The organism is Nonomuraea sp. NPDC050643 (assembly GCF_040654715.1).
Lineage (GTDB): Bacteria > Actinomycetota > Actinomycetes > Streptosporangiales > Streptosporangiaceae > Nonomuraea.
In genome coordinates this window covers 330,883-351,291 of sequence record NZ_JBFAIM010000001.1, presented here as the reverse complement: position 1 = coordinate 351,291, position 20,409 = coordinate 330,883, and the positions used below count along the sequence as shown (strand labels likewise).

The 20,409-nt window shown below is 70.8% G+C and carries 23 protein-coding genes and 1 tRNA gene; 12 read left to right on the top strand and 12 right to left on the bottom strand.

Going from position 1 to position 20,409, the window contains the following annotated elements; translation table 11 throughout:
* The first annotated feature begins 123 nt into the window (after positions 1-123).
* On the top strand, positions 124-891 hold the full coding sequence (locus tag AB0I15_RS01550) for an IclR family transcriptional regulator (RefSeq protein ID WP_358088373.1): 768 nt from the start codon (positions 124-126) through the stop codon (positions 889-891).
* Entirely contained in the window at positions 888-1,832 is a 945-nt protein-coding gene (locus AB0I15_RS01545; protein WP_358088370.1) for a sugar kinase, read from the top strand. The genes AB0I15_RS01550 and AB0I15_RS01545 overlap by 4 nt, the downstream gene beginning before the upstream one ends.
* Before the next feature lie 35 nt (positions 1,833-1,867).
* Here AB0I15_RS01545 and AB0I15_RS01540 read toward each other — a convergent pair whose 3' ends face one another.
* Positions 1,868-2,521, bottom strand: coding sequence for a hemerythrin domain-containing protein (locus AB0I15_RS01540; protein WP_358088368.1), 654 nt, complete (start codon positions 2,519-2,521; stop codon positions 1,868-1,870).
* 156 nt (positions 2,522-2,677) lie between these two features.
* On the opposite strand from AB0I15_RS01540, the gene AB0I15_RS01535 reads away from it, so the two are divergent.
* The gene (locus AB0I15_RS01535; RefSeq protein WP_358088365.1) at positions 2,678-2,935 is read left to right on the top strand and encodes a DUF1876 domain-containing protein; all 258 of its coding nucleotides are present in this window, start codon (positions 2,678-2,680) and stop codon (positions 2,933-2,935) included.
* Positions 2,936-2,951: 16 nt separating this feature from the next.
* Here AB0I15_RS01535 and AB0I15_RS01530 read toward each other — a convergent pair whose 3' ends face one another.
* Genes AB0I15_RS01530 through AB0I15_RS01510 form a run of 5 tightly spaced genes read right to left on the bottom strand, consistent with a single transcriptional unit; the run spans position 2,952 to position 9,348 of the window.
* Positions 2,952-3,857 carry a dihydrodipicolinate synthase family protein gene (locus AB0I15_RS01530; protein ID WP_358088362.1) on the bottom strand — a complete coding sequence of 302 codons (906 nt, stop codon included), beginning with the start codon at positions 3,855-3,857 and terminating at the stop codon, positions 2,952-2,954.
* Complete coding sequence (locus AB0I15_RS01525; protein ID WP_358088359.1) at positions 3,854-4,843, bottom strand: ABC transporter ATP-binding protein; 990 nt, start codon at positions 4,841-4,843, stop codon at positions 3,854-3,856. The genes AB0I15_RS01530 and AB0I15_RS01525 overlap by 4 nt, the downstream gene beginning before the upstream one ends.
* Positions 4,836-6,791: a dipeptide/oligopeptide/nickel ABC transporter permease/ATP-binding protein gene (locus AB0I15_RS01520; protein WP_358088356.1), complete on the bottom strand. Its 1,956-nt coding sequence runs from the start codon at positions 6,789-6,791 to the stop codon at positions 4,836-4,838. The genes AB0I15_RS01525 and AB0I15_RS01520 overlap by 8 nt, the downstream gene beginning before the upstream one ends.
* The gene (locus tag AB0I15_RS01515; protein ID WP_358088353.1) at positions 6,788-7,747 is read right to left on the bottom strand and encodes an ABC transporter permease; all 960 of its coding nucleotides are present in this window, start codon (positions 7,745-7,747) and stop codon (positions 6,788-6,790) included. The genes AB0I15_RS01520 and AB0I15_RS01515 overlap by 4 nt, the downstream gene beginning before the upstream one ends.
* Positions 7,744-9,348, bottom strand: coding sequence for an ABC transporter substrate-binding protein (locus AB0I15_RS01510; RefSeq protein ID WP_358088351.1), 1,605 nt, complete (start codon positions 9,346-9,348; stop codon positions 7,744-7,746). Before AB0I15_RS01510 ends, AB0I15_RS01515 begins: the two co-directional genes overlap by 4 nt.
* Positions 9,349-9,481: 133 nt before the next feature.
* Here AB0I15_RS01510 and AB0I15_RS01505 point away from each other — a divergent pair, with 133 nt between their 5' ends.
* Positions 9,482-10,192, top strand: coding sequence for an FCD domain-containing protein (locus tag AB0I15_RS01505; protein WP_358088349.1), 711 nt, complete (start codon positions 9,482-9,484; stop codon positions 10,190-10,192).
* On the opposite strand, the gene AB0I15_RS01500 is transcribed toward AB0I15_RS01505, so the two are convergent.
* A complete protein-coding gene (locus tag AB0I15_RS01500) occupies positions 10,189-10,773 on the bottom strand; it encodes an HD domain-containing protein (protein ID WP_358088347.1) in 585 nt (194 codons plus the stop codon). The genes AB0I15_RS01505 and AB0I15_RS01500 overlap by 4 nt on opposite strands.
* Before the next feature lie 63 nt (positions 10,774-10,836).
* Between AB0I15_RS01500 and AB0I15_RS01495 the strand changes: the two genes are divergently transcribed.
* Entirely contained in the window at positions 10,837-11,697 is an 861-nt protein-coding gene (locus AB0I15_RS01495) for a DUF4429 domain-containing protein (RefSeq protein WP_358088344.1), read from the top strand.
* A gap of 89 nt (positions 11,698-11,786) precedes the next feature.
* Positions 11,787-12,119: a hypothetical protein gene (locus AB0I15_RS01490; protein ID WP_358088342.1), complete on the top strand. Its 333-nt coding sequence runs from the start codon at positions 11,787-11,789 to the stop codon at positions 12,117-12,119.
* A gap of 111 nt (positions 12,120-12,230) precedes the next feature.
* Here AB0I15_RS01490 and AB0I15_RS01485 read toward each other — a convergent pair.
* From AB0I15_RS01485 to AB0I15_RS01475, 3 genes are all read right to left on the bottom strand, one after another.
* Positions 12,231-12,307 (bottom strand) — tRNA-Lys (locus AB0I15_RS01485).
* A 44-nt stretch (positions 12,308-12,351) separates the two neighbouring features.
* Positions 12,352-13,269: a nucleoside hydrolase gene (locus tag AB0I15_RS01480; protein ID WP_358088340.1), complete on the bottom strand. Its 918-nt coding sequence runs from the start codon at positions 13,267-13,269 to the stop codon at positions 12,352-12,354.
* A 279-nt stretch (positions 13,270-13,548) separates the two neighbouring features.
* Positions 13,549-13,941, bottom strand: a complete 393-nt coding sequence (locus AB0I15_RS01475; protein ID WP_358088337.1) for an OsmC family protein — start codon at positions 13,939-13,941, stop codon at positions 13,549-13,551.
* A gap of 52 nt (positions 13,942-13,993) precedes the next feature.
* Here AB0I15_RS01475 and AB0I15_RS01470 point away from each other — a divergent pair, with 52 nt between their 5' ends.
* Together AB0I15_RS01470 and AB0I15_RS01465 are read left to right on the top strand one after the other, a co-directional pair.
* Positions 13,994-14,695, top strand: a complete 702-nt coding sequence (locus tag AB0I15_RS01470) for a hypothetical protein (RefSeq protein ID WP_358088334.1) — start codon at positions 13,994-13,996, stop codon at positions 14,693-14,695.
* A gap of 49 nt (positions 14,696-14,744) precedes the next feature.
* Entirely contained in the window at positions 14,745-15,521 is a 777-nt protein-coding gene (locus tag AB0I15_RS01465; protein WP_358088331.1) for an FAD:protein FMN transferase, read from the top strand.
* Positions 15,522-15,546: 25 nt separating this feature from the next.
* On the opposite strand, the gene AB0I15_RS01460 is transcribed toward AB0I15_RS01465, so the two are convergent.
* On the bottom strand, positions 15,547-15,822 hold the full coding sequence (locus tag AB0I15_RS01460) for a hypothetical protein (protein ID WP_358088329.1): 276 nt from the start codon (positions 15,820-15,822) through the stop codon (positions 15,547-15,549).
* A gap of 132 nt (positions 15,823-15,954) precedes the next feature.
* On the opposite strand from AB0I15_RS01460, the gene AB0I15_RS01455 reads away from it, so the two are divergent.
* Together AB0I15_RS01455 and AB0I15_RS01450 are read left to right on the top strand one after the other, a co-directional pair.
* Positions 15,955-16,335, top strand: a complete 381-nt coding sequence (locus AB0I15_RS01455) for a phage holin family protein (protein ID WP_358088326.1) — start codon at positions 15,955-15,957, stop codon at positions 16,333-16,335.
* Between the two features lie 5 nt (positions 16,336-16,340).
* Entirely contained in the window at positions 16,341-17,663 is a 1,323-nt protein-coding gene (locus AB0I15_RS01450; RefSeq protein WP_358088323.1) for an aromatic amino acid ammonia-lyase, read from the top strand.
* A gap of 45 nt (positions 17,664-17,708) precedes the next feature.
* Here AB0I15_RS01450 and AB0I15_RS01445 read toward each other — a convergent pair whose 3' ends face one another.
* Positions 17,709-18,698, bottom strand: a complete 990-nt coding sequence (locus tag AB0I15_RS01445; RefSeq protein WP_358088320.1) for a LacI family DNA-binding transcriptional regulator — start codon at positions 18,696-18,698, stop codon at positions 17,709-17,711.
* A gap of 256 nt (positions 18,699-18,954) precedes the next feature.
* On the opposite strand from AB0I15_RS01445, the gene AB0I15_RS01440 reads away from it, so the two are divergent.
* Both AB0I15_RS01440 and AB0I15_RS01435 read left to right on the top strand, forming a co-directional pair.
* Positions 18,955-19,815 carry an amidohydrolase gene (locus tag AB0I15_RS01440; RefSeq protein WP_358088317.1) on the top strand — a complete coding sequence of 287 codons (861 nt, stop codon included), beginning with the start codon at positions 18,955-18,957 and terminating at the stop codon, positions 19,813-19,815.
* Positions 19,812-20,351, top strand: a complete 540-nt coding sequence (locus tag AB0I15_RS01435) for a cysteine dioxygenase family protein (RefSeq protein WP_358088314.1) — start codon at positions 19,812-19,814, stop codon at positions 20,349-20,351. Before AB0I15_RS01440 ends, AB0I15_RS01435 begins: the two co-directional genes overlap by 4 nt.
* Positions 20,352-20,409 lie beyond the last annotated feature (58 nt).

The following is a 20,409-nucleotide window of genomic DNA, read 5'->3' as shown; positions in this document are numbered from 1 at the left end:
TCCCGCCCCCGTCGTTCTCGTCCGGCTCGAAGAGGACGAGCAGCGCCGCGGGCGGGGTCTGGTCGCGCCATCCGGCCTTGTTGTGCAGTGCACAACGATATGTTGCATAGCCGTTTCGCCGGTATGTTGGACCACGTGCCGGAACGCAACCAGTCAGCCTCGCTCAGACGCGCGCTGGCCGTGCTGGACCACGTACGCGAGCACTCGGGCCTGTCACTCACCCAGCTCTCCGAGGCCGTGGGCCTGTCCAAGAGCACGGTGCTGCGCCTGACCGTGCCCCTCATCGAGGCCAGGCTGCTCGACCGCGACCGCAGGACCGGCGCCTACCGGCTGGGGCACGGCACGCTCCGGCTCGGGCAGTCCTACCTGGCCACGCTCGACCTGCGCGCCGTCGCCGCCGAGGAGTCGCACCGGCTGATGAGCGAGGTGCGCGAGACCGTCCATCTGGTCGTCTACGACCCGCCGCACGTCGTCTACATCGACAAGGTGGAGAACGAGGCGAACGTCCGCATGGCCTCGCGCATCGGCAGTCGCGGCCCCGCCCACTCCACCGGGGTCGGCAAGGCCATCCTGGCCTGGCAGCCCGAGGAGGCCCTGGCCGAGCTGGTCCTGGAGCCCAGGACCAGGCACACGATCACCGACCCCGAACGGCTGCGCGCCGAGCTGACGCACATCCGCCGGCGCGGCTACGCGGTGGACGACCGCGAGAACGAACCCGAGGTGCGCTGCGTCGCGGCGCCGATCTTCAACCACGACGACGCCGTCACCGCGGCCATCTCCGTCTCCGGGCTCACCTCGCGGATCACCGCCGCGCGGGTGCGCGAGCTGGGACCACTGGTGGCCGAGGCGGCGGCGCGGATCTCGAGAAAGCTGGGTAGCCCGAACCGATGACCGAGCTGGTGACCTTCGGTGAGACCATGGCGCTGTTCGCCGCCCGCCGCACGGGCCCGCTGCGCTTCGCCCGCGACTTCGACCTGGGCCTGGGCGGCGCCGAGTCGAACGTCGCGATCGGCGTGGCCCGGCTCGGGCACGACGCCACGTGGGTGGGCAGGGTGGGGGCCGACGAGTTCGGCGACCTCATCCGGGCCACGCTCGCGGGCGAGGGCGTGGACGTGCGCGCGATCCCCGACCCCGGGGCGCCCACCGGTTTGATGATCAAGGGCAGGCGCACGGCCGACCTCATCGACGTGCGTTACTACCGCAAGGACAGCGCGGGCTCCCGGCTGTCCGCCGCCGACCTCGACCCCGCCCTCATCGCGTCGGCCCGGGTGCTGCACGTCTCGGCGATCACCCCGGCCCTGTCGGCCTCCGCGCGGGAGGCCGTGCGGCACGCGATCGCCACGGCCCGGGCCGCCGGGGTGCCGATCTCGCTGGACGTCAACTACCGCAAGGCCCTGTGGACGCCCGAGGAGGCGGGGGCGTGGCTGCGCGAGACGGTCGGCGACGTGGACGTGCTGTTCGCCACCGAGGCCGAGGGCCGGCTGATCGCCGACATCGAGGGGGCGGAAGAGCTGGCCAAGGCGCTGGCGGCGCTGGGGCCCCGGCACGTGCTGGTCAAGTTCGGCGCGGAGGGGGCCATGGAGCTGTCCGGCGGCGTCGTACGACGGGCGTCCCCCTACCGGGTGACGGAGGTCGACTCGGTGGGGGCCGGCGACGCGTTCGCGGCCGGCTGGCTGGCCGACTGGCTGGCCGGGGCCGACCCGGACCAGCGCCTCAGCACCGCGTGCGCGGCGGGCGCGTTCGCGGTGACCTCCCAGGGCGACTGGGAGAGCCTGCCCCGCCGCGCCGACCTCGACCTGCTGAGCCGCCCCGCCGACGGCGTGAGCCGCTGACCGGCGGCGGCCACCGCCGCACTCCGGCCCGCTGATCAGGCGACACGCACCCGGGCGATCTCCTTCCGGTACCGGCGCTCGCCGACCAGGGCCCACATGACCCGGGCGGGCAGCGGCAGCAGCCCCAGGAACGCCTGCCGCTCCCAGTCCGTGGCGTCCTCCAGCAACGCGCCGAGCTGGATGAGCAGCCGTTCCTTGGACAGGTGGGAGCGGCCGTACTCGCCGAGCCGGTCCCACTCCTGCTTGGTCACGTGCTCGGAGACCAGCGGCAGGATGCGCTCCTCCTCCTGGTCGAGATGGACCAGGAGGTCGTCGTGCAGCCGCTCGATGGTGGCGGCCACCCGCTCCCCGTCCTCGGCGGCGGCGCTCCGCTCCCAGGCGGGGATCAGGCCGCTCAGGGCCTCGATGTGGTCGGCCACGCGCTCGTGCTGGGCCTCCATGGTGTTGACCAGCTCGGTCTCGAACGTCACCCGCTCCAGCAGCAGCGGCCAGAGCAGCTTGTCCTCGGCCTCGTGGTGATGGTGCAGCCCGGCGAGGATCTCCTTGACGTGCGCGGCCAGCACCGCGGCGCGCGCCGTGTCCCCGGGAGTGACCCGGCGGATGAGCTCCGGGGCGAGCTTGAGCTCGCGGCGGAACAAGCGGTGGACGACCACCATCTCCCAGACGGCGGGCTTGTCATCAGTAGTCACGGTGTCCAGGGTGCTGGCCGCCGATTGTCATACGGTTGCGTCTCGCTGCAATCACCATGGGGAAGACCTGCTTCGGGCGGCTCAAGCCGGGAGCCGACGGCCGCCTTTACGTCCGGGCCTCCCAGAGAGAGGCTCGGACATAGGGAGGTGGTCGTCATGGAGTACAAGCAGTGGAACATCCAGATCTGGATCAGCGAGGACGATGACGACGCTCTGACCACGGCCACGGCGGTGCTCTTCACCCCGGACGGCAAACGGCACGAGAGCGTGGGGCACGCCCGCCGCAATCCGCACGACCGGCCCGTGCCCGGCATCGGGGACGAGCTGGCCGCCGGGCGGGCGCTGTCGGACCTGGCGGCGAAGCTGATCGAGGACGGCGCCGACGACGTGGCCCGGATGGCCAGCCCGGCCTGAGCGGCTCCCCGCCGGGTCAGAGCAGTCCGGCGGTCGCCAGGAGCTTGCCGATCCGGCCGACCTCGTCGTCGTTCAGCGGGGTCTGCGGAAGCGCGGTGATCGGGCAGTCGATGATGCCGCGCAGGTGCAGCGCGGCCTTGAACGCCCCGAGGCCGGACGAACTGCCGCCCATGCGCGACCCGCCGACCTTGACGATCTCGAACAGCCTGACCAGCCGCTCCTGCTCCGCCCTGGCCGCCTCCCAGTCACCGCGGGAGGCGCAGCGGTACAGCTCGGCGTACCCCTGCGGGTCCACGTTGCCCAGCCCGGGCACCACGCCGTCGGCGCCCATCCACAGCGCGGAGTCCACGGTCACCTCGGAGCCGGTGAGCACGCTGAACGGCGCCTCGCGGCCCATGATGACCTCGCGCAGGCCGCCGTCGTCGCCGCTGGAGTCCTTGACCCCGGCCAGCGCGCCCTCGGCGGCCAGCTCGAGCAGCAGCCCGGCGCTCAGCTTGGTGTGCACGGAGACCGGCAGGTCATAGGCGTAGACCGGCAGCCCCGCCCGCGCGCCCAGGATGCGGAAATGGGTCCGGATCTCCTCCGGATGCGTACGCGTGTAGAACGGCGCCGTCGCCACCAGTCCCGACGCCCCGGCCTCGACGGCGACCCGCGCGTGGTCGAGCACGCGCGGCGTCGTCATGTCGATCACCCCGGCCAGCACCGGCACCTGCCCGCCCACGTGGCCGACCACGGTGTCCAGCACCGTGCGCCGCTGCGCGTCCGTCAGGTACGCCACCTCCGACGACGACCCCAGCACGAACAACGCGTCCACCCCGCCGTCGACCAGATGATCGACCAGCCGGACGAGCGAGGCGGCGTCCACCTCGTAGTCGGCGGTCATGGGGGTGCATACGGGAGGGATCACACCGGTCAAACTCATACACGCTCCTGAATCAGCTCAACATCGGTCGCTCCCGCCGCCACCGGATGATGGCAGTGGAAGAGATGGTCATCGTCGGTCCGGGCGGCGGGCATCTCCTCGGCACAGACGTCGTCCGCCCGCCAGCACCGCGTACGGAACGGGCACCCGCTCGGCGGCTTCGTGGCCGAGGGCACGGCCCCCACCAGCGGGATCGGGTTGATCGGCGAGATCAGCCCGGGTGTGGCCGAGAACAGCGCCCGCGTGTACGGATGCCGCGCCCCCAGCGGCACCGCCTGGGCCGGCGTCTGCTCCACGATCCTGCCCAGATACATGGTGACCACGCGGTCGCTCATCCTGCGCACGGTCTGGATGTCGTGCGAGACGAACACCAGCGCCAGTCCGAGCCGCTCCTTCAGATCCAGCAGCAGGTTGAGGATCTGCGCCCGCACCGACACGTCGAGCGCGCTGGTCGGCTCGTCCGCCACCACCAGGTCCGGCTCCAGCGCGAGCGCCCTGGCCACGGCCACGCGCTGGCGCTGACCGCCGGACAACTGGCTCGGCAGCGCGTCGGCGACGGTCGGGGGCAGCCCCACCAGGTCGAGCAGTTCCCGCACCCGCTCGTCACGCTGGGCGGGGGTGCCGCGGCCGTGCACGTTGAGCGGGTCGCGCAGCACCTGCCGGATGGGCAGACGCCGGTTGAGCGCCGTGGACGGATCCTGGAAGATCATCCCTACGCTCGACCCCACCAGCGCGCGCCGCTCGGACTCCTTCAGTCCCCACAGCTCCTTGCCGCGGAAGGTCACGGTGCCCTCGGTCGGCCGCTGCAGGCCCACCAGCACCTTGGCCAGCGTGGACTTGCCGCAGCCCGACTCCCCCACGATGCCGACCGTCTCGCCGGGGCCGACGGTGAGGTTGGCCTCGGTCAGCGCGTACACGCGGTCCCGCGACAGCAGGCCGCCGGAGCGGGCCTTGTGCACGACGTGCACGTCCTTCAGCTCAAGCACGTTGCTCACTCCCCACGCTGCTCACCCTTCCCGGGGCCGGATGGTGGCAGGCCACCGCGTGGGTGGCGTCCCCTTCCAGCACCGGCGTCTCGGTACGGCACACGTCCGTGACCATCGGGCATCGATCGGCGAACCGGCAGCCGCGCGGGAAGTCCGCCGGGGCGGGCACCACGCCGGGGATCTGCGTGAGCCGCTCGGCCCCCGCCTCCAGCGACAGCACCGAGCCCAGCAGGCCGCGGGCGTAGTGGTGGGCGGGCGCCCCGACCAGAGCCGAGGTGACGCCGGTCTCGACGATCTGGCCGCCGTACATGACGACCACGCGGTCGGTCACGTCGGCCACCAGCGCGAGGTCGTGCGAGACGAGGATCAGCGCGAACCCCAGCTCCTCGCGCAGCCTCAGCAGCAGCTCGATGACCTGCGCCTGGACGGTCACGTCCAGCGCGGTGGTGGGCTCGTCGGCGACGATCAGCTTGGGTTCGCGCGACAGCGCCATCGCGATCAGCACCCGCTGCCGCTGCCCGCCCGACAACTCGTGCGGGTACGACGACAGCGTACGGCGGGCGTCGAGGCCGACGAGCTCGAGCAGTTCGGCGGGGCTGCGCCGGCCGCCGCGCCGGGTGAGCTGCTTGAGCTGGGCCTTGATGGTCATGGCCGGGTTCAGCGAGGACAGGGCGTCCTGGTAGATCATCGCCATCTCGTGGCCGAGCAGCTTCCTGCGCGCCCGGCGCGGCTCCGACAGCAGCTCCCGCTGGTCGAACCGGACGTGGCCGCTGACGCGGGCGTCGCGGGGCTGCAGGCCCATGATGGTCAGCGCGGTCAGCGACTTGCCGCAGCCGGACTCGCCCACCAGGCCGAGCACCTCGCCGGGGCGTACCTCGAAGCCGATGCCGTCCACGATGTCGACGCCCTCGGCGAACCCGATCCGCAAGCGCTCGACCGCCAGGATCGGCGGGCCCTGTGGCAGCGGGCGGGCCCGCTCGGCCAGCCGGCGCGCGGCCTCGGCCAGGCCGGGCAGCTCGACGATCTCGCCGGACCCGGGGCGGGCCTGCTCGAAGGCGTCGTCCTTCTTCACCGACGCCTTGCGGGCGGCCGGGGCGGCCCAGGCGTCGGAGATGCCCTCGGACAGGATGTTCAGGGCCAGCACGGTGATCAGGATCAGCAGGCCGGGGAAGACCGTGGCCCACCAGCCGCCGAGCAGGACCAGGTTCTTGCCGTCGGCGATGACGCTGCCCCACGAGGGGTTCGGGGGGCGTACGCCGGCGCCGATGAACGACAGCGACGCCTCGAACACGATCGCGTCGGCCACCATCACCGTGCAGAACACGAGCACGGGGGCGGCGCAGTTGATCGCGACGTGCTTGATGAGGATGTGCGGCGTGCGGGCGCCGATGATGCGCTCGGCGGCGACGTAGTCCTCGCCGTACTGGGCGATCACGTTGGCCCGCACGACCCTCGCCACGGACGGCATGTAGAGGAAGGCCATGGCCATGACCAGCACCGGGATGCTGCCGCCGAACACCGCCACGAGGACGGCCGCCAGCGCGATGCCGGGGAAGGCCATGATCACGTCGAGCACGCGCATGAGGGTCTCGTCCACGGCCCGGCGCGAGGTGGCCGCGACCGCGCCCACGATCGCCCCGGCCACCAGGGCGAGCCCGGTGGCGCCGAGACCGATGATGAGCGACCAGCGGGCGCCGTACAGGAGCCTGGACAGGATGTCGCGGTTGGCGCTGTCGAGCCCCATCCAGTGCGCGGCGGACGGCCCGCCCCCCGCGGCCTCCTGGAAGTACGGCGAGTGCGGCGCGATCCACGGCGCCAGCAGCGCCGCCAGCACGACCACCGCGATGATGCCGACCGACACCCACGACAGCGGCGTCAGCCTGCGGAACCCGACACCGGGCCGGGACAGGCGCTCGGTCAGCCCCCCTCTCATCCGGAACGGTCTCATGCGGCACTCCTGAGGCGGGGGTTGACCAGCAGGTAGAGGACGTCCACGACGAGGTTGACGACCATGAACCCGACGGCGATGGTGAGCACGACGCCCTGGACGACGGCCGGATCGCCGTCGCGCACCGCGTTGATCATGAGCTGCCCCATGCCGGGCAGGCCGTAGATCGTCTCGATGACGACGGTGCCGCCGATGAGGTAGCCGATGCGCAGGCCCAGCACGGTCAGCGGGTTGATCAGGGCGTTGCGCAGCACGTTCCGGCCGACGACCACGATCATCGGCAGCCCGCTGCCGATCGCGGTCCGGACGTAGTCGCGGTCCAGCTCCTCCACCATCGACGTGCGGATGATGCGGATGAGCTGGGCCGCGATCGGCAGCGACAGCGACAGGGCGGGCAGCGTCATCGACTGCAGCCAGCCGGTCAGGGAGTCGGCCGGGTTGATGTACCCGCCGGTCGGGAACAGCCCCTCGCCGACCGCCAGCCACTGGATCATCAGCAGCGCCAGCCAGAACGCCGGCGCCGCCACCCCGACCAGCGACACCATGCGGATCACCTGGTCGGGCCAGCGGTCGCGGAACAGCGCGGCCGTCACGCCGAACGCCAGCGAGAGCACCACCGCCACGGCCAGGCCCAGGAACGTGAGCTGCAACGTCAGCGGCAGCGCGGTCGTCACGGACTCGATGACCGGCTTCTTGGTCAGCACGCTGGTGCCCATGTCGCCCTGCGCGAGGTCGGCGACGAAGCGCACGTACCGGAGGGGGAGCGGGTCCAGCAGGCCGTTCTCGAGCTGGAACTGACGGACCTGCTCGGGGGTCGGGTTCGCGCCCTGGAAGTAGGCGTACTCCGGCTTGCTGCCGGAGAAGCGCATCACGATGAACACGAACGCGACCACGCCGAGCAGCAGCGGGATCAGGATGAGGAGCCGCCGCAGCAGCATCCTGGCGACGAACGTCATGTCCTCTTGGCCTGCAGCAGGTTGATGCCCGGGTACGGCTGGGGCCGGATGCCGGACAGCTTCTTCGGGTCCCAGGCGGTCATCAGCTCGTTGTGGACGACCGGGTAGAGGATCGCCTGCTCGGCCACGAAGTCCAGATATTCGTGGATCAGCGCGGTCTTCTTGGCCTTGTCCGTCTCCTTGCCGGCCTCGTCCATCATCGAGAACAGCTTCTCGGCGTCCTTGGTGCCGTCCCAGTGGCTGTACTTCATCCACAGGCCGCCGGGCACGTAGTTGTAGTGCAGGATCAGGTCGGCGTCCATGCCGAACTGGTTCGGGTTAGAGGCCGCCGCGACGACCTGATACTCCTGGAACTGGTCCATCTTGGTGAACAGCGCGGCCGTGTCCTGCGGCTCCAGCGTGGTCTTGACGCCGATGGCCTCCCAGGAGGAGGCGATGGTGGGCAGGCAGTCGGCGATCCAGCTCACGTTGACGGCCATGAGGTTGATCGTCAGGTCGGTGACGCCCGCCTCCTTGAGCAGCGCCTTGGCCTTCTCGGGGTCGTAGTCGTAGACGACCGAGGCCCGCTTGTGGTCGGGGTGGCCCTCGTTGAGGAAGGAGCTGGAGGCGGTGCCGTGGCCCTTGAGCGCCACGTCGATCATCTTCTGCTTGTCGATGGCGTAGTGCAGCGCCCGGCGGACGCGTACGTCGTCGAAGGGCTTGGTGCCGGTGTTGAACATCAGGAACATGTGGTTCATGCCCTTGCCGCCCTCGACCGTCAGGCCCTGCTGCTTGAGCTGCTCGACGTTGGCGTACGGGATGTTGTCGGCGATCTGCGCCTCGGCCGAACCGCCGGAGATCTTGGCCACGCGGGCGGCGGCGTCCACGATCGTCAGCCAGTTCATCTTCTTGACCGTGGCCGGGCGCGGGCCGTTGTAGCCGTCGAACGCCTCGAACGAGCTGTTGGACTTGGGGTTGTGCGCGACCAGCTGGTACGGCCCCGACCCCACGGCCTTGCCGCCCTTGGCCTGGTCCCAGGCGCCCGCCTGGCTGAACACGTGCTTCGGCATGATCTTCGCGATCGTCAGTCGCGGCGCCGCGTCGGGGAACGGGAACTTGAACACCAGCTCCACGTTCCTGTCGTCCACCTTCTTCACCTCCTGGAGCCAGGACTTGAAGAAGTTGCCGGTCAGCACGTTGTCGGGGCCCATGATCCGCTCGAACGTGAAGACGACGTCGTCGGCGGTGACCGGCTGCCCGTCGTGCCATTTGGCGCCGTCCCTGAGCGTGAACGTCCACGTGGTGGCGTTCAGGTCGGTCGGCAGCGCGGTGGCGAGGGCCGGATAGGGCTCGCGGGTGACCGGGTCGGTGTCGAGCAGCCCCTCGTAGACGTGGCTGATCCCGGCCATCGCGAAGGCCGAGGCGGTCTGCGTCGGATCCCAGCTCTGGTCGTTGCCGTAGCCGATCACAGCGGTGATCAGGTCTTTGTTGGTTCCGGCACCGACCGAACCGGTCGAGGCCGGGCCTCCGGAACAAGCGGAGAGCGTGGCCGCGATGAACGCCGCCGCCCCGGTGGCCCCGCTGTAACGCAGGAAGTCACGGCGGCTGAACTCAGAGCTCACGGATGCCTCCTGAAGGGGTAGAACGTGGGACATCCCATGTCCTATCTTGTGCGTAAGGTGGACGCTAAACGCCAGGCCTGCTTGAGGTCAACGGAAGATTTCCGGATTGTTACCTACGATGAAAGGATTCTTCATGACCACAGTCCCGCGTCCGGCGCGCCCCAGCCGTGCCGCCGAGGCCCAGGAGGGCGTCAAGGACCTCATCGTCCGGCGCGGACTGGTGGCCGGAGATCCTCTCCCCACGGAATCCGAGCTCATGGAGGAGCTCCAGGTCAGCCGTAACTCGGTCCGGGAGGCGCTCAAGGCCCTCCAGGCGGTGGGCATCGTCGACATCCGCCACGGCTTCGGCATGTTCGTCGGCCGCATGTCGCTGGCGGGGCTCGTGGACGAGCTGACCTTCCACAGCCGCATCACCCTCCAGAACGGCGCCCACCACCTCGCCCACCTCGTCGAGATCCGCGAGATCCTGGAGAGCGGCTTAGTGCAGCGCCTGATCGAGCTGGGCCCCGAGGTGGACCTGACCCCGGTCGGGGACGTCATGGCGCGGATGGAGACCGAGGCGGAGGCCGGCCTGGTCTCCCCCGAGACCGACCGCCTCTTCCACGACCTCCTCTACCGTCCCCTCGGCAATCCCCTGGTCAGCCAGCTTCTGGGCGCGTTCTGGGACGTCTACTACCAGCTCCGCGGCGCCCTCGGCGCACCCGACGAACCCCCCGGCGACGTGGCCAGACGGCACCGCGACATCTACACCGCCGTGCTCAGGGGCGACAGGACGGCCGCCGTCGCGGCCGTCCACGCGCACTTCGAAGGCGTACGCAACCGCGTGGCCAGGATCGAGGGCTAGCCCGCCGGCCACCGCTCCACCCGCCGCCACTGAGCCCGCCACTCCCCGAACCACTGCGCGAACCACGGGTGGACCCCCGCCAGCGGCATGATGTACGCGACGGTCTCCAGGTAGTAGCGCCGCTGGAACCGCCACGGCATCCGCTGCAACTCCTGCACGTTGCTCACCCGGTCGGCCAGTTTCACCAGCACGGCCTGCGGCGGCGCCTTGACCAGCGAGGCCAGATAGTCGGCCTTGACACCGCCGCGCGGCTTGGTCACCCACCGCACGAGCGTGGCCGCCCGGGGGCCGAACCGCCGCGCGACCTCCGACTCGGTGCACGGCGTGTCCTCCAGCACGTCGTGCAGCACGATCGCCACCAGCATGTCCCTGTCGACCAGCCGGGCGCCGGTCACGGCCACCTCCAGCGCCTCGAGCAGGTGCTCCAGGTAGGGCCTCCCGGTGGGCCGCTGCTGCACCCCGTGCTGCCGCCGGGCGAAGGCGACCGCCTCGCGCAGGGTGTCCACGGTGGGCGTCGGGAGCGCCTTGGCCAACGGGCCTTCCGCGTGCGCCCACGACGGCCAACTCGTGAAGATCTCCATCCCGCTCCTTCGTCTGCGATCTCGTCTGCGGTCGTGTCCCCGAGCGTGTCCTAGGCTGAGAATATGGCCGAGATCGCCGTCCCCGACGGGTCGTGGACGTTCAACGGGGAAATGCTCCGCATCGTCCCCGGCAGCGACAAGGAAGTCCACGAACTGCGCAAGACGCTCGGCGAGGTGCCGGTGCCGCTCGAGGCGATCGCGGGCGTGACCTTCGAGCCCGCCCGCAAGGGCGGTCACCTCCGGCTCCGGCTCCGCAAGGGGGCCGACGCGCTGTCCGACGTCGTGGCCGGCACGCTGGCGCCGCCGGCGGACCCCTACCGGCTGGCCGTGCCGAAGACGCGCACCGGCGCCGCCGAATACTTCGCCGACGAGATCCGCGACACCCTGCTCGTCTACCAGACGCCGAGCGCCGCCTGCGAGCACTACCTCCTGCCGGTCCCCGGCGTGCCCATCTCCGCCACGGCCGGCGACGGCACGGCGGTCTTCGACGGGGAGCGGGTGCGGCTGGAGTGGACGGGGTTCGCCGGCACGGAGAAGGAGAAGGCAGGGCCGCAGGAGTTCCCGCTCTCCGACGTGAGCGGTGTGGAGTGGAAGCCGCAGTCCGGCATGGGCTACGGCACGCTGCGCTTCCGGATCAAGGGCGAGGGCCCGGCCAAGCCGCCGCAGAAGGACCTGCACTGCGTGTCGTGGGGCATCCAGCGCTTCGGCGGCACGACGGCCCTGGTGGCCGCGGCCGTGCTGGCCCGGCTGCCGCGCGACGTGGCCGAGCTGCCGCCTCCGCCGGCGCCGGCGGCCGACGACGTGCACGACGCGGTCCTGCGCCGCCTGACCGAGCTCGGTCAGTTACACCGCTCCGGTGTCCTGACGGACGAGGAGTTCGCGCTGGCCAAGCAGGCCATGATCCGCCGCCTGCAGGACTCATGAGCGAGGCCGCAGCCTCTGACGCCTAGGCCAGCCGCTACTCGCCGCATACGATCAACTGCGGAAAGTAGCGTCCAGGCATAGGAGGGGCAATGTCCAGAGGAAGACGTGTCGCCGCGGCGGTGGCCGGCTCGCTCGTGCTCGTGTCGGGGATCCCGGCCACGCCCGCGTCGGCGGCGGCCACGGTGCTCAACTGCCGCACCTTCGTGCACGCCGCCGACAACGATCTCGGCATCGCCGCGTGCAGCAACCCCACGGGCCGGAACTGGATCTTCCGGGCGGTCGTGGTCTGCGGCCGGGCGCCCGACGTGGTGGGCGAGTGGGTGACGCTCCCGCCGGGCGGCTACGGCGAATCGCAGGGCTACTGCGGCGGCATCTTCACCAGCGGCGTCGGCGCCGTCGGCGTGGACGAACGCCCGGCCTGAACGCCCCAAGGCCCCCGGCGCAGGGGGCCTTTCCGCGTCACGGTCTCAGCGGAGCGCGACGCCCCGGAAACGGCAAAACCGCCCGGCGAAACCGGGCGGCTTTGGGAGAGATGGTGCGCCGCCAGGGACTCGAACCCCGGACCCGCTGATTAAGAGTCAGCTGCTCTAACCAACTGAGCTAGCGGCGCAACAGATGTAACTCTATCAGCCGCCGAACGGTGCCCGCGCCGCTCTACCCCAGCCTGGCCCCCAGCCTCGCGTACGCCCCCAGCACCAGATCCCAGAACCGCGTGACGTCCACCGAGGTCGCCACCGACGCGTTCGCCCGCCGGTCGCCGACCTTGAAGTCCGTCACGGTCATGCCACGCGTGAACTGCCCGGCCGTCTCCACGTTCACCACCGCCGGCACACAGGTGAACAAGGAGGGATCCAGCACGTACGCCACCGCGCACGCGTCATGGATGGCCGGCCCGCCCTCGGCCGACACCACCCCGTAGAACCGCGCGGCCGGCACCAGCAGGTCCGACAGCCGCCCGAGCCCCCGCATCCGCTCCAGCACCTCCGACGTCACCACCGCGCGCAGCGTCACGTCGAGGCCCAGCATCGTCACCGTCCACCCGGCCTCGAACACGATGGCCGCGGCCTCGGGGTCGGCCAGCATGTTGAACTCGGCCGCCGGATTGTGGTTCCCCCGGGTGTAGGAGCCACCCATGATGACCAGGTCGCGGGCCCACTCGACGACGCGGGGCTCCCTGCGTACGGCGAGGGCCACGTTCGTCAGCGGCCCGACGGCCACGAGCGTGATCTCACCGGGGTGCGCCTTCAGCGTCTCCACGATGTAGTCGACCGCGTGTCCGGGCGACGGCCCCCGCTCCGGCGCGGGCAGGACGACGTCGCCGAGCCCCGAGGTCCCGTGCACATGGGCCGCCCGGACGGTCTGCCGCAGCAGGGCGCCCGCGCTGCCCGGGGTGACGGGCACGTCGCCCAGGTCGAGGAATTCGCGCAGCGCCAGCGCGTTCGCCGTGGTCAGGGAGAGATCGACGTTGCCGCCCACCGTGGTGACGCCCACCACGTCGAGGGAGCCGGCCGCCAGGGCCAGGGCGAGCGCGTCGTCGATGCCGGGATCACAGTCAATGAGAACTTTATTCACGTCTCCGCAGGATACGCAGGGAAACGGGTGTCCAGAGTGTCCGGGCATGGATCGGGCCGGGCAGTTCCCCCAAAGCTGCCCGGCCCGATCGGCGGCGGTCCAGGCCGGCGCTTTCCCCCAAAAACGCCGGCGGTCCCGCTCTCGCGAACCGCGGTCCCCCTCCGCGTCCGCATCGGTGAAGGTCCATCGGTCAGTCGCAGTGCTCCTGACCTGCTACAACGCTACCGAGACGAATGCAACGGTCGCGTCATAACAGGGTCGAATATCTGTTTAATCCACCTACGGAAGCTCCAATCGAACCTCCGTGCCCTCCTCCAGCGACCTGCTCACCGTGCAGTACTTCTCGTGCACTCGCCCGGCGACCGCCCTGAACACCTCGTCGGCCTGCTCCGACGGCACCTCGACGTCGTAGGTGATCGTCACCGGGCCCAGCTTGTTCGACTCGACCTTCTCCGCCCGCACGGTCATCGCCAGGCGCAGCAGCCGCTGCCCGCGCTTGGCGGTGAGCGGCTCGACGGTCACGATGTTGCACCCGCCCACCGCCGCCAGCAGCAACTCGACGGGAGTGAACACGCCGTCCTCGTCGCCGCTCCCGATCCGCACCTCGGCGCCACGGGCGTTGGTGGCCCGGAATCCGCCCTCTTCAGTCCGTTCAACACGCACGTTAGCCATGTTTCAGACCCTACTCAGAAACCTTTCATGTTCATTCAGGATCGTGAGAGGCATGGCTAGCAAGGCGAATGCTAATCAGGGCCCCCTCCTCTTCTGGTCGGGGGTCGCGGTGGCCGAGTTCGGCGCGATCCAGCCGGGTTTCGGATACCCGTGGACCCCGACCGCGTACGCCGCGGCGGCGCTGCTCGTGGCGCTCGGGTTCCTCAGTGTCAGGGCCGCCGACTACCTGCGCACCGAAGAGGCCAGGCAGCGGCTGCGGCTCGGCGGTTACCTGGCGGGCGCGCTGCTGGTGGCACACCAGTTCAGCTCCACGGCCTACGTGACCGAGCTGAGCCGTACGGGCTCGCTCCTCCTGTACGCGATGGCGGCCGTGATGGCGGTCTGGAGCCACCGCGTCCCGCACACGACCAGGCCGGCCCTGCTGATCGCCGCCGGTCTCGACCCCGGCTCGCTGCGGGAGCGGCTGGCCGGCGACACCGACACCGTGGCCGTCTACCGGACCACGCGCGCCACCGAGGAGCTGCGCGACCTGGAGTCCCGCTACAACCTCATCCTCGTCGTGGGCGACGAGCACGACCCGCGGGCCAAGGAGCGCGTGAGCGCCTCCGGGCTGAGCCGTGAGATTCCCGACATCGCCGAGCGCGAGGTGGTCGTGGCCGGCCCGCGCCAGTTCAAGCGGTATGTCAGCGGCGCGTTGTCACGCCTTGCCGTCCCAAGATCACAGATTCGTTTCAAATCACAGCAAAAGGTTTAGGCCCACATTACGTCCCGTCTGAAACGGTGGTCCCGGACAAGGAGGCAAGGTGACGACTTTCCCCGGAAGCGCCCGTGTCGAGATGGTCATGGGCATGCCGGTCAGTGTGGACATCCGCACGGCCCTCCCGGCCCGTGAGCTGACCCCGCTGCTGGACGACGCGTTCGCCTGGCTGCGGTGGGTGGATGACACCTTCAGCCCGGTCAAGGAGGACAGCCAGATCGGCCGGCTCAACCGCGGCCAGACCATCAGGCAGATCCCGGAGCTCATCGAGGTCCTGCACCGCTGCGACGAGATCAGCGAGGCCACCGGCGGCTGGTTCGAGGCCCGCATCAACGGTGTGATCGACCCGTCCGGATACATCAAGGGCTGGGCGCTCGAGCGGCTGTCCCGCGCGCTGTGCAACGCCGGCGCGGGCGACCACCGCATCACGGCGGGCGGCGACATCAGGGTGCGCGGCTCGGCCGCCCCCGGCAAGCGCTGGCGCGTGGGGATCCGCGACCCGCGCAGGGACCTGGTCCGCAAGGTCGTCTTCGCCCACGACCTGGGCATCGCCACCTCGGGCGGGGCGGACATCGTCGACCCGCGCACGGGAGAGGTGCAGAAGGGGCTGCGCTCGGTCACGGTGATCGGACCGGACCTGGGCCTGGCCGACGCCTACTCCACCGCCATCTACGCCATGGGCCCCATCCTGGCCAGGCGGTTCGCATCCGACCTGGCCGAGACGGGGCCGTACGAGACGATGATCATCGGCCGTGACGGGCAGGAGATCGCCACGCCCGGCTTCGGCGACCACAGCGGAGCCGAGGCCCGCCTCGCGGGGTGATCCCCACGGCGGCGGGCCCGGGCGGTCAGGCGTCGGGATGTTTGCGCAGATATTCGATGTAGATCGGGCGCAGCGCCTCGCCGAGTTTGCCCTCGCCCGCCGCGATGGCGTCACTGAGCAACGCGGACACCCTGCTGAGGTCGTTGGCGCTCTCGTTGGTGTGACCGCTCGCCGCCTCGGCGGCCGGTATCACCTTGAGCAGGTCCCACAGAAACCCCAGGTCCCCGTGGCGTACGGCGTAACGCACCGCCCGCTCGTGCAACTCGCTGGCCGGCAGCGACTCGAGCCCGTTCGCGTCCATCTCACTCCCTCCCTTGCACGCCCCTTCCCCGTGCGGCCGACGATAACCGGTGACTACCGGCGGTGACCGGCCGGCATCGTAGTGACCGCGCCTCTATCGCAGTGCCGATTTGAAGTGGGAGGATCATTCAGCGTGAGATTCATCATCAGAACGATCGCGGCGGCGGTGGCCCTGTGGGTGGCCATCCAGTTCATCGACGGCATCGAGGTCAGCGCACCGACCAACTCGGCGAGATACTGGGGCGTCCTGCTCCTCGTCGCGTTGATCTTCGGCCTCATCAACGCCATCGTCAAGCCCATCGTGAAGGCGCTGGGATGCGCGATCATCGTCCTGACACTCGGCTTGTTCCTCCTTGTGATCAACGCGGCCATGCTGCTGCTGACGAGCTGGATCGCGGGTGAGCTGGACATCCCCTTCCACGTCGACAACTTCTACCCGGCCGCGTTCTGGGGCGCGATCATCATCAGCGTGGTGAGCTGGCTGCTGGGCCTGCTCATCCCCGACAACGACTGACGTTCATGCGGCTTGACGGCGCCGGCCTGACCTGCGCGCAGGTCCACGAGGTCGCGTACGGCGGGACCCGGGTCACGATCGCCTCACTGGATCGGGCCCGGGCCTCGTGGGCCACCGCCCAAGGACTGACCGGCCCCCTCTACGGACAGAGCACCGGCGTGGGCGCCAACAAGGACGTCACGCTCGAACCCCCCGGCCTCGGCCTCGACCTGCTGCGCAGCCACGTGTGCGGCGCCGGGCCGCCGATCGAGCCCGAACGTGCCAGGGCGATGCTCGTGGTCCGGCTCAACCAGCTTCTGGCGGGCGGCTCCGGCGTCGACCCGGCCGTCTGCCCGGTGCTGGCGGAGGCGATCAACGGCGGCCACACCCCGCCGCTCCACACCTACGGCGCCATCGGCACCGGCGACCTCACGTCCCTGTCGGCCACGGCCCTGTGCCTGCTGGGTGAGCTCCCCTGGCACGGCGGGTCGTCCGCCGGCCCCGTCCCCGCCTTCCCGCTCGCCCCCAGCGACGCGCTGCCGTTCATCAGCTCGGGGGCCGCCACCCTCGCCGACGCCGCTCTGGCCTGCCACCGGCTGCGCCGGCTCCTCGAGGCCGCCGTCGACGTGGCCGCGGTCTCCTTCACCGCCGTGGACGCCTCGGCCGAGCCGCTGGCCGCCGCCGTGCAGGAGGCCCGCCCCCACCCCGGCCAGGCCGTCGTGGCGACCCGCCTGCGCGGCCTGCTCGCCAGGAACGGCGCCACCCGCGTCCAGGACCCGTACGGCTACCGCGCCTTCGCCCAGGTGCACGGCGCCGCCCTCGACGCGCTCGACCGGGCCGTGGCCACGATCGAGATCGACCTCAACGCCTCCGCCGAGAACCCCCTGATCTCCGGCGAGCTGGCCTGGCACAACGGCAACTTCCACTCCGCCCCCGTGGCCCTGGCCCTCGACGCGCTGCGGGCCGCGCTCGTCCAGACGGCCCAGCTCAGCACGGCCCGCCTGACCACCCTCATGGACCCGGCCTACACCGGCCGCCTGCCGTTCCTGGCCGACCGGCCGGGCGCGTCGGGGGCCCTGATCTTCGAGTACGTCGCCCAGGACGCCCTGGCCGAGCTCCGCCACCTCGCCGCCCCGGTGACCATGGGTACGGCGGTGATCTCCCGGGGCGCGGAGGACCACGCGGGCTTCGCCACCCAGGCCGCCCGCCACACGCTGCGCTGTCTGGAGCCGCTGGAGATCGTCCTGGCCTGCGAGCACGCCGCCGCCACCCGCGCCCTGCGGACCCCGGCGCCCGACGGCCCGCTCACCGACGCCCTCGACACGTCCCGCCGTTTCCTCCACCGTTGATCGCCCTCAGGCGCGACCGCCCCGCGCTTTCCGAGCGTGGGGCGGTCAGGACAGCTGTGCGACCGACCCGCGCTCCATGAGCGTCGGCTTCTGCACCACGCGCCGCCGCCGGGCGCCCCCGTCGGCCGCCGCCGTGATGAGCCGGACCGCCGCCCGCACGATGCCGTCGATGTCCCAGTCGACCGTGGTGAGCCCCGGGTTGAGCAGCCCCGACATGGGATGGTCGTCGTAGCCCATGACCGAGACGTCGTCAGGGATCGACAGCCCCAGGTCCTGCGCCGCCGCGTAGACGCCGTAGGCGATCGAGTCGGAGAAGCAGAACACGGCGCTCGGCTTCTCCCCCGTCAGCAGCTCGTGGGCGGCCGAGGTGGCCCCGGCCAGGCTGTGGGGGGCGGAGGCGAGCTCGATGTCGAGGCCGAGCCGGTCGGCCTCGGCCGTGACGTGCACGTCGGCCGGGCGGTCGGGCGTGCTGTCGCGGGTGGGCGTGAGCACGGTGATGCTGTGATGGCCCAGCGCCTGCAAATGCTCCAGGGCGAGCGTCACCCCGCGCCGGTTGTCGAAGACGACCTCTCCGGCGGTGCCGGCGATCGAGTCGCCGATGGCGACCACCGGCACCGACTCGCACAGCTCGGGCCAGAACGCCGCCGCCGGGTTGATCGGCTGCACGATCAGGCCGTCGACCCGCTGGTCGCGGAGCTGCTGGGCCAGGGCCCGCTCTCTGGTGTCGTCGCCGACCGCGTCGAGGATCAGCGCGTAGCGATCTTTCTCCCGCAGGCCCCTGCCGATGCCGACCGCGAGGGACTGCTGCCACAGGTCCTCGAGCGAGCCGCACAGCAGGCCGATCATGCCGGTGCGCCCGCTGGCCAGGGCCCTGGCGATGGGGTCGGCCTCGTAGCCGAGCTCGGCCGCCGCCGCCCGCACCCGCTCCATGGTCTCCTCGGACACCTGCAGGCCGCGCAGCGCATAGGAGACGGCCGCCGGTGACAGGCCAGTGGCCTGGGCCACCTCGCGGATGGTCGCTCTCTTCCGAGGCATTCGACCAGCCTATTGCGTGTCACCGACAGAAGCGGAGTTCCCACAGGAGGCTTGTCAGGTTTGTCGTCAACTGTTTAGGGACGCCCATCGGTTTCCATCCCCGTGGCGCCACGCCGGGCGGACGCGCGACCCGATTGACAAAACGGGATGTGAAGCGGTTCACTGAACCGTATCACTGAAGCGTTTCACAACACCGCCGTCCCACCACTTCAGGTTTACATGTATTGTGAGTAGGAAATAGGGGGAGGTGAGGCCCGTGAGCATCGATGTGCACCAGCACCTGTGGACGCGTTCGTTCGTCGACGCCCTGCGCGCCCGCACCTCGCCCCCCTACCTGGACGGCTGGACGTTGATCCTCGACGGAGAGCCGCCCTACGAGGTGGACCCCGCCGACCACGAGCAGCGCGACACTACCGGTCTCGAACTGGCGGTGGTGTCGCTGTCGAGCCCGCTGGGCATCGAGTTCCTGCCGCCCGAGGACTGCTGGCCGCTCCTCGACGCCTATCACGAGGGCGCTCTGGGGCTCGGCGAGCCCTTCGGCGCCTGGGCCTCGACCTGCCACAGCGAGCCCGACCCCGTCCGCCTGGGCGAGGATCTCGACCGCGGCTTCGCGGGCCTGCAGATCCCCGCGACGGCCGTGCCCGACGATCGGCTCCTGGAGGAGCTGACGGCCAGGGACCTGCCGCTGTTCGTGCACCCAGGCCCGGCCGCCCCCACCAAGGGGACGCCGCCGTGGTGGCCGGCGGTGGTGCCGTACGTGCAGCAGATGCACGCGGCCTGGCACTACTTCCACGCGGTCGTCCGTCCCCGTCACCCGAGGCTGCGCGTCTGCTTCGCCCTGCTGGCCGGGCTGGCGCCGCTGCACTCGGAGCGCCTGATCACCAGGGGCGGCAACGGGCGTGGCCAGATCGACAGGGACTTCTTCGTGGAGACCTCCTCCTACGGCCCGCGCGCGATCGACGCGATCGTCCGCGAGCTGGGCATCGACGTCGTGGTCAACGGCTCCGACGCCCCCTATGCCACCGCACCCGACCCGGGCCTCGGCGCGGCCGCGAACCACGCCATCCAGGTCGTCAACCCCCGTCGTCTATTCAGCCGGAAGGAGACTCGTACGTGAACACTGAGCAGATCCAGGACGGGGGCACCTGTGCCCGGCTCCCGGAGCGCACGCTGGACCGGCGTGAGCTGCGCGACCTGGTGAACGAGCTGGCCGCCCGCCCGGAGGAGTGGCACGACCAGGTGGAGTTCCCCGAGGGTGGCGGACGCCACTACGCCTCGCTCTACCGGGACGCGTACGTGGACGTCTGGCTGCTGTGCTGGCGCCCCGAGGACGACACGGGCTGGCACGACCACGACATCTCCTCCGGCGCCGTCCACGTCGTGCAGGGCGCGCTGAAGGAGTGCAACCCGCGCATCGGCGGCGAGCACCTGGAGACCGTGGTGCCGGAGGGGCAGTCGTTCTCGTTCGGCCCCGACCACATCCACCGCCTGACCGGCGCGGTGGACGACAGCGTCTCGATCCACGCCTACTCACCGCCGCTGTGGCGGCTCGGCCAGTACTCGATCGACGACACCGGCGTCATGCGCCGCGTCTCGGTGAGCTACGCCGACGAGCTCAGGCCGATGGACGACCCGATCGGCTCGGTGGCCTGAGGCCGCGACGGCCTCTCCGCAAGCTGGAACTCAGGCGCCGGAACTCAGGCGCCGGAAC

What these genes read in the sequence shown, in the direction of transcription:
- AB0I15_RS01550 (WP_358088373.1), top strand. Translation starts at nt 124, where the DNA reads ATGTTGGACCACGTGCCGGAACGCAACCAGTCAGCCTCGCTCAGACGC.
- AB0I15_RS01545 (WP_358088370.1), top strand. Translation starts at nt 888, where the DNA reads ATGACCGAGCTGGTGACCTTCGGTGAGACCATGGCGCTGTTCGCCGCC.
- AB0I15_RS01535 (WP_358088365.1), top strand. Translation starts at nt 2,678, where the DNA reads ATGGAGTACAAGCAGTGGAACATCCAGATCTGGATCAGCGAGGACGAT.
- AB0I15_RS01530 (WP_358088362.1), bottom strand. Translation starts at nt 3,857, where the DNA reads ATGAGTTTGACCGGTGTGATCCCTCCCGTATGCACCCCCATGACCGCC.
- AB0I15_RS01520 (WP_358088356.1), bottom strand. Translation starts at nt 6,791, where the DNA reads ATGAGACCGTTCCGGATGAGAGGGGGGCTGACCGAGCGCCTGTCCCGG.
- AB0I15_RS01515 (WP_358088353.1), bottom strand. Translation starts at nt 7,747, where the DNA reads ATGACGTTCGTCGCCAGGATGCTGCTGCGGCGGCTCCTCATCCTGATC.
- AB0I15_RS01505 (WP_358088349.1), top strand. Translation starts at nt 9,482, where the DNA reads ATGACCACAGTCCCGCGTCCGGCGCGCCCCAGCCGTGCCGCCGAGGCC.
- AB0I15_RS01500 (WP_358088347.1), bottom strand. Translation starts at nt 10,773, where the DNA reads ATGGAGATCTTCACGAGTTGGCCGTCGTGGGCGCACGCGGAAGGCCCG.
- AB0I15_RS01495 (WP_358088344.1), top strand. Translation starts at nt 10,837, where the DNA reads ATGGCCGAGATCGCCGTCCCCGACGGGTCGTGGACGTTCAACGGGGAA.
- AB0I15_RS01490 (WP_358088342.1), top strand. Translation starts at nt 11,787, where the DNA reads ATGTCCAGAGGAAGACGTGTCGCCGCGGCGGTGGCCGGCTCGCTCGTG.
- AB0I15_RS01475 (WP_358088337.1), bottom strand. Translation starts at nt 13,941, where the DNA reads ATGGCTAACGTGCGTGTTGAACGGACTGAAGAGGGCGGATTCCGGGCC.
- AB0I15_RS01470 (WP_358088334.1), top strand. Translation starts at nt 13,994, where the DNA reads ATGGCTAGCAAGGCGAATGCTAATCAGGGCCCCCTCCTCTTCTGGTCG.
- AB0I15_RS01460 (WP_358088329.1), bottom strand. Translation starts at nt 15,822, where the DNA reads ATGGACGCGAACGGGCTCGAGTCGCTGCCGGCCAGCGAGTTGCACGAG.
- AB0I15_RS01450 (WP_358088323.1), top strand. Translation starts at nt 16,341, where the DNA reads ATGCGGCTTGACGGCGCCGGCCTGACCTGCGCGCAGGTCCACGAGGTC.
- AB0I15_RS01445 (WP_358088320.1), bottom strand. Translation starts at nt 18,698, where the DNA reads ATGCCTCGGAAGAGAGCGACCATCCGCGAGGTGGCCCAGGCCACTGGC.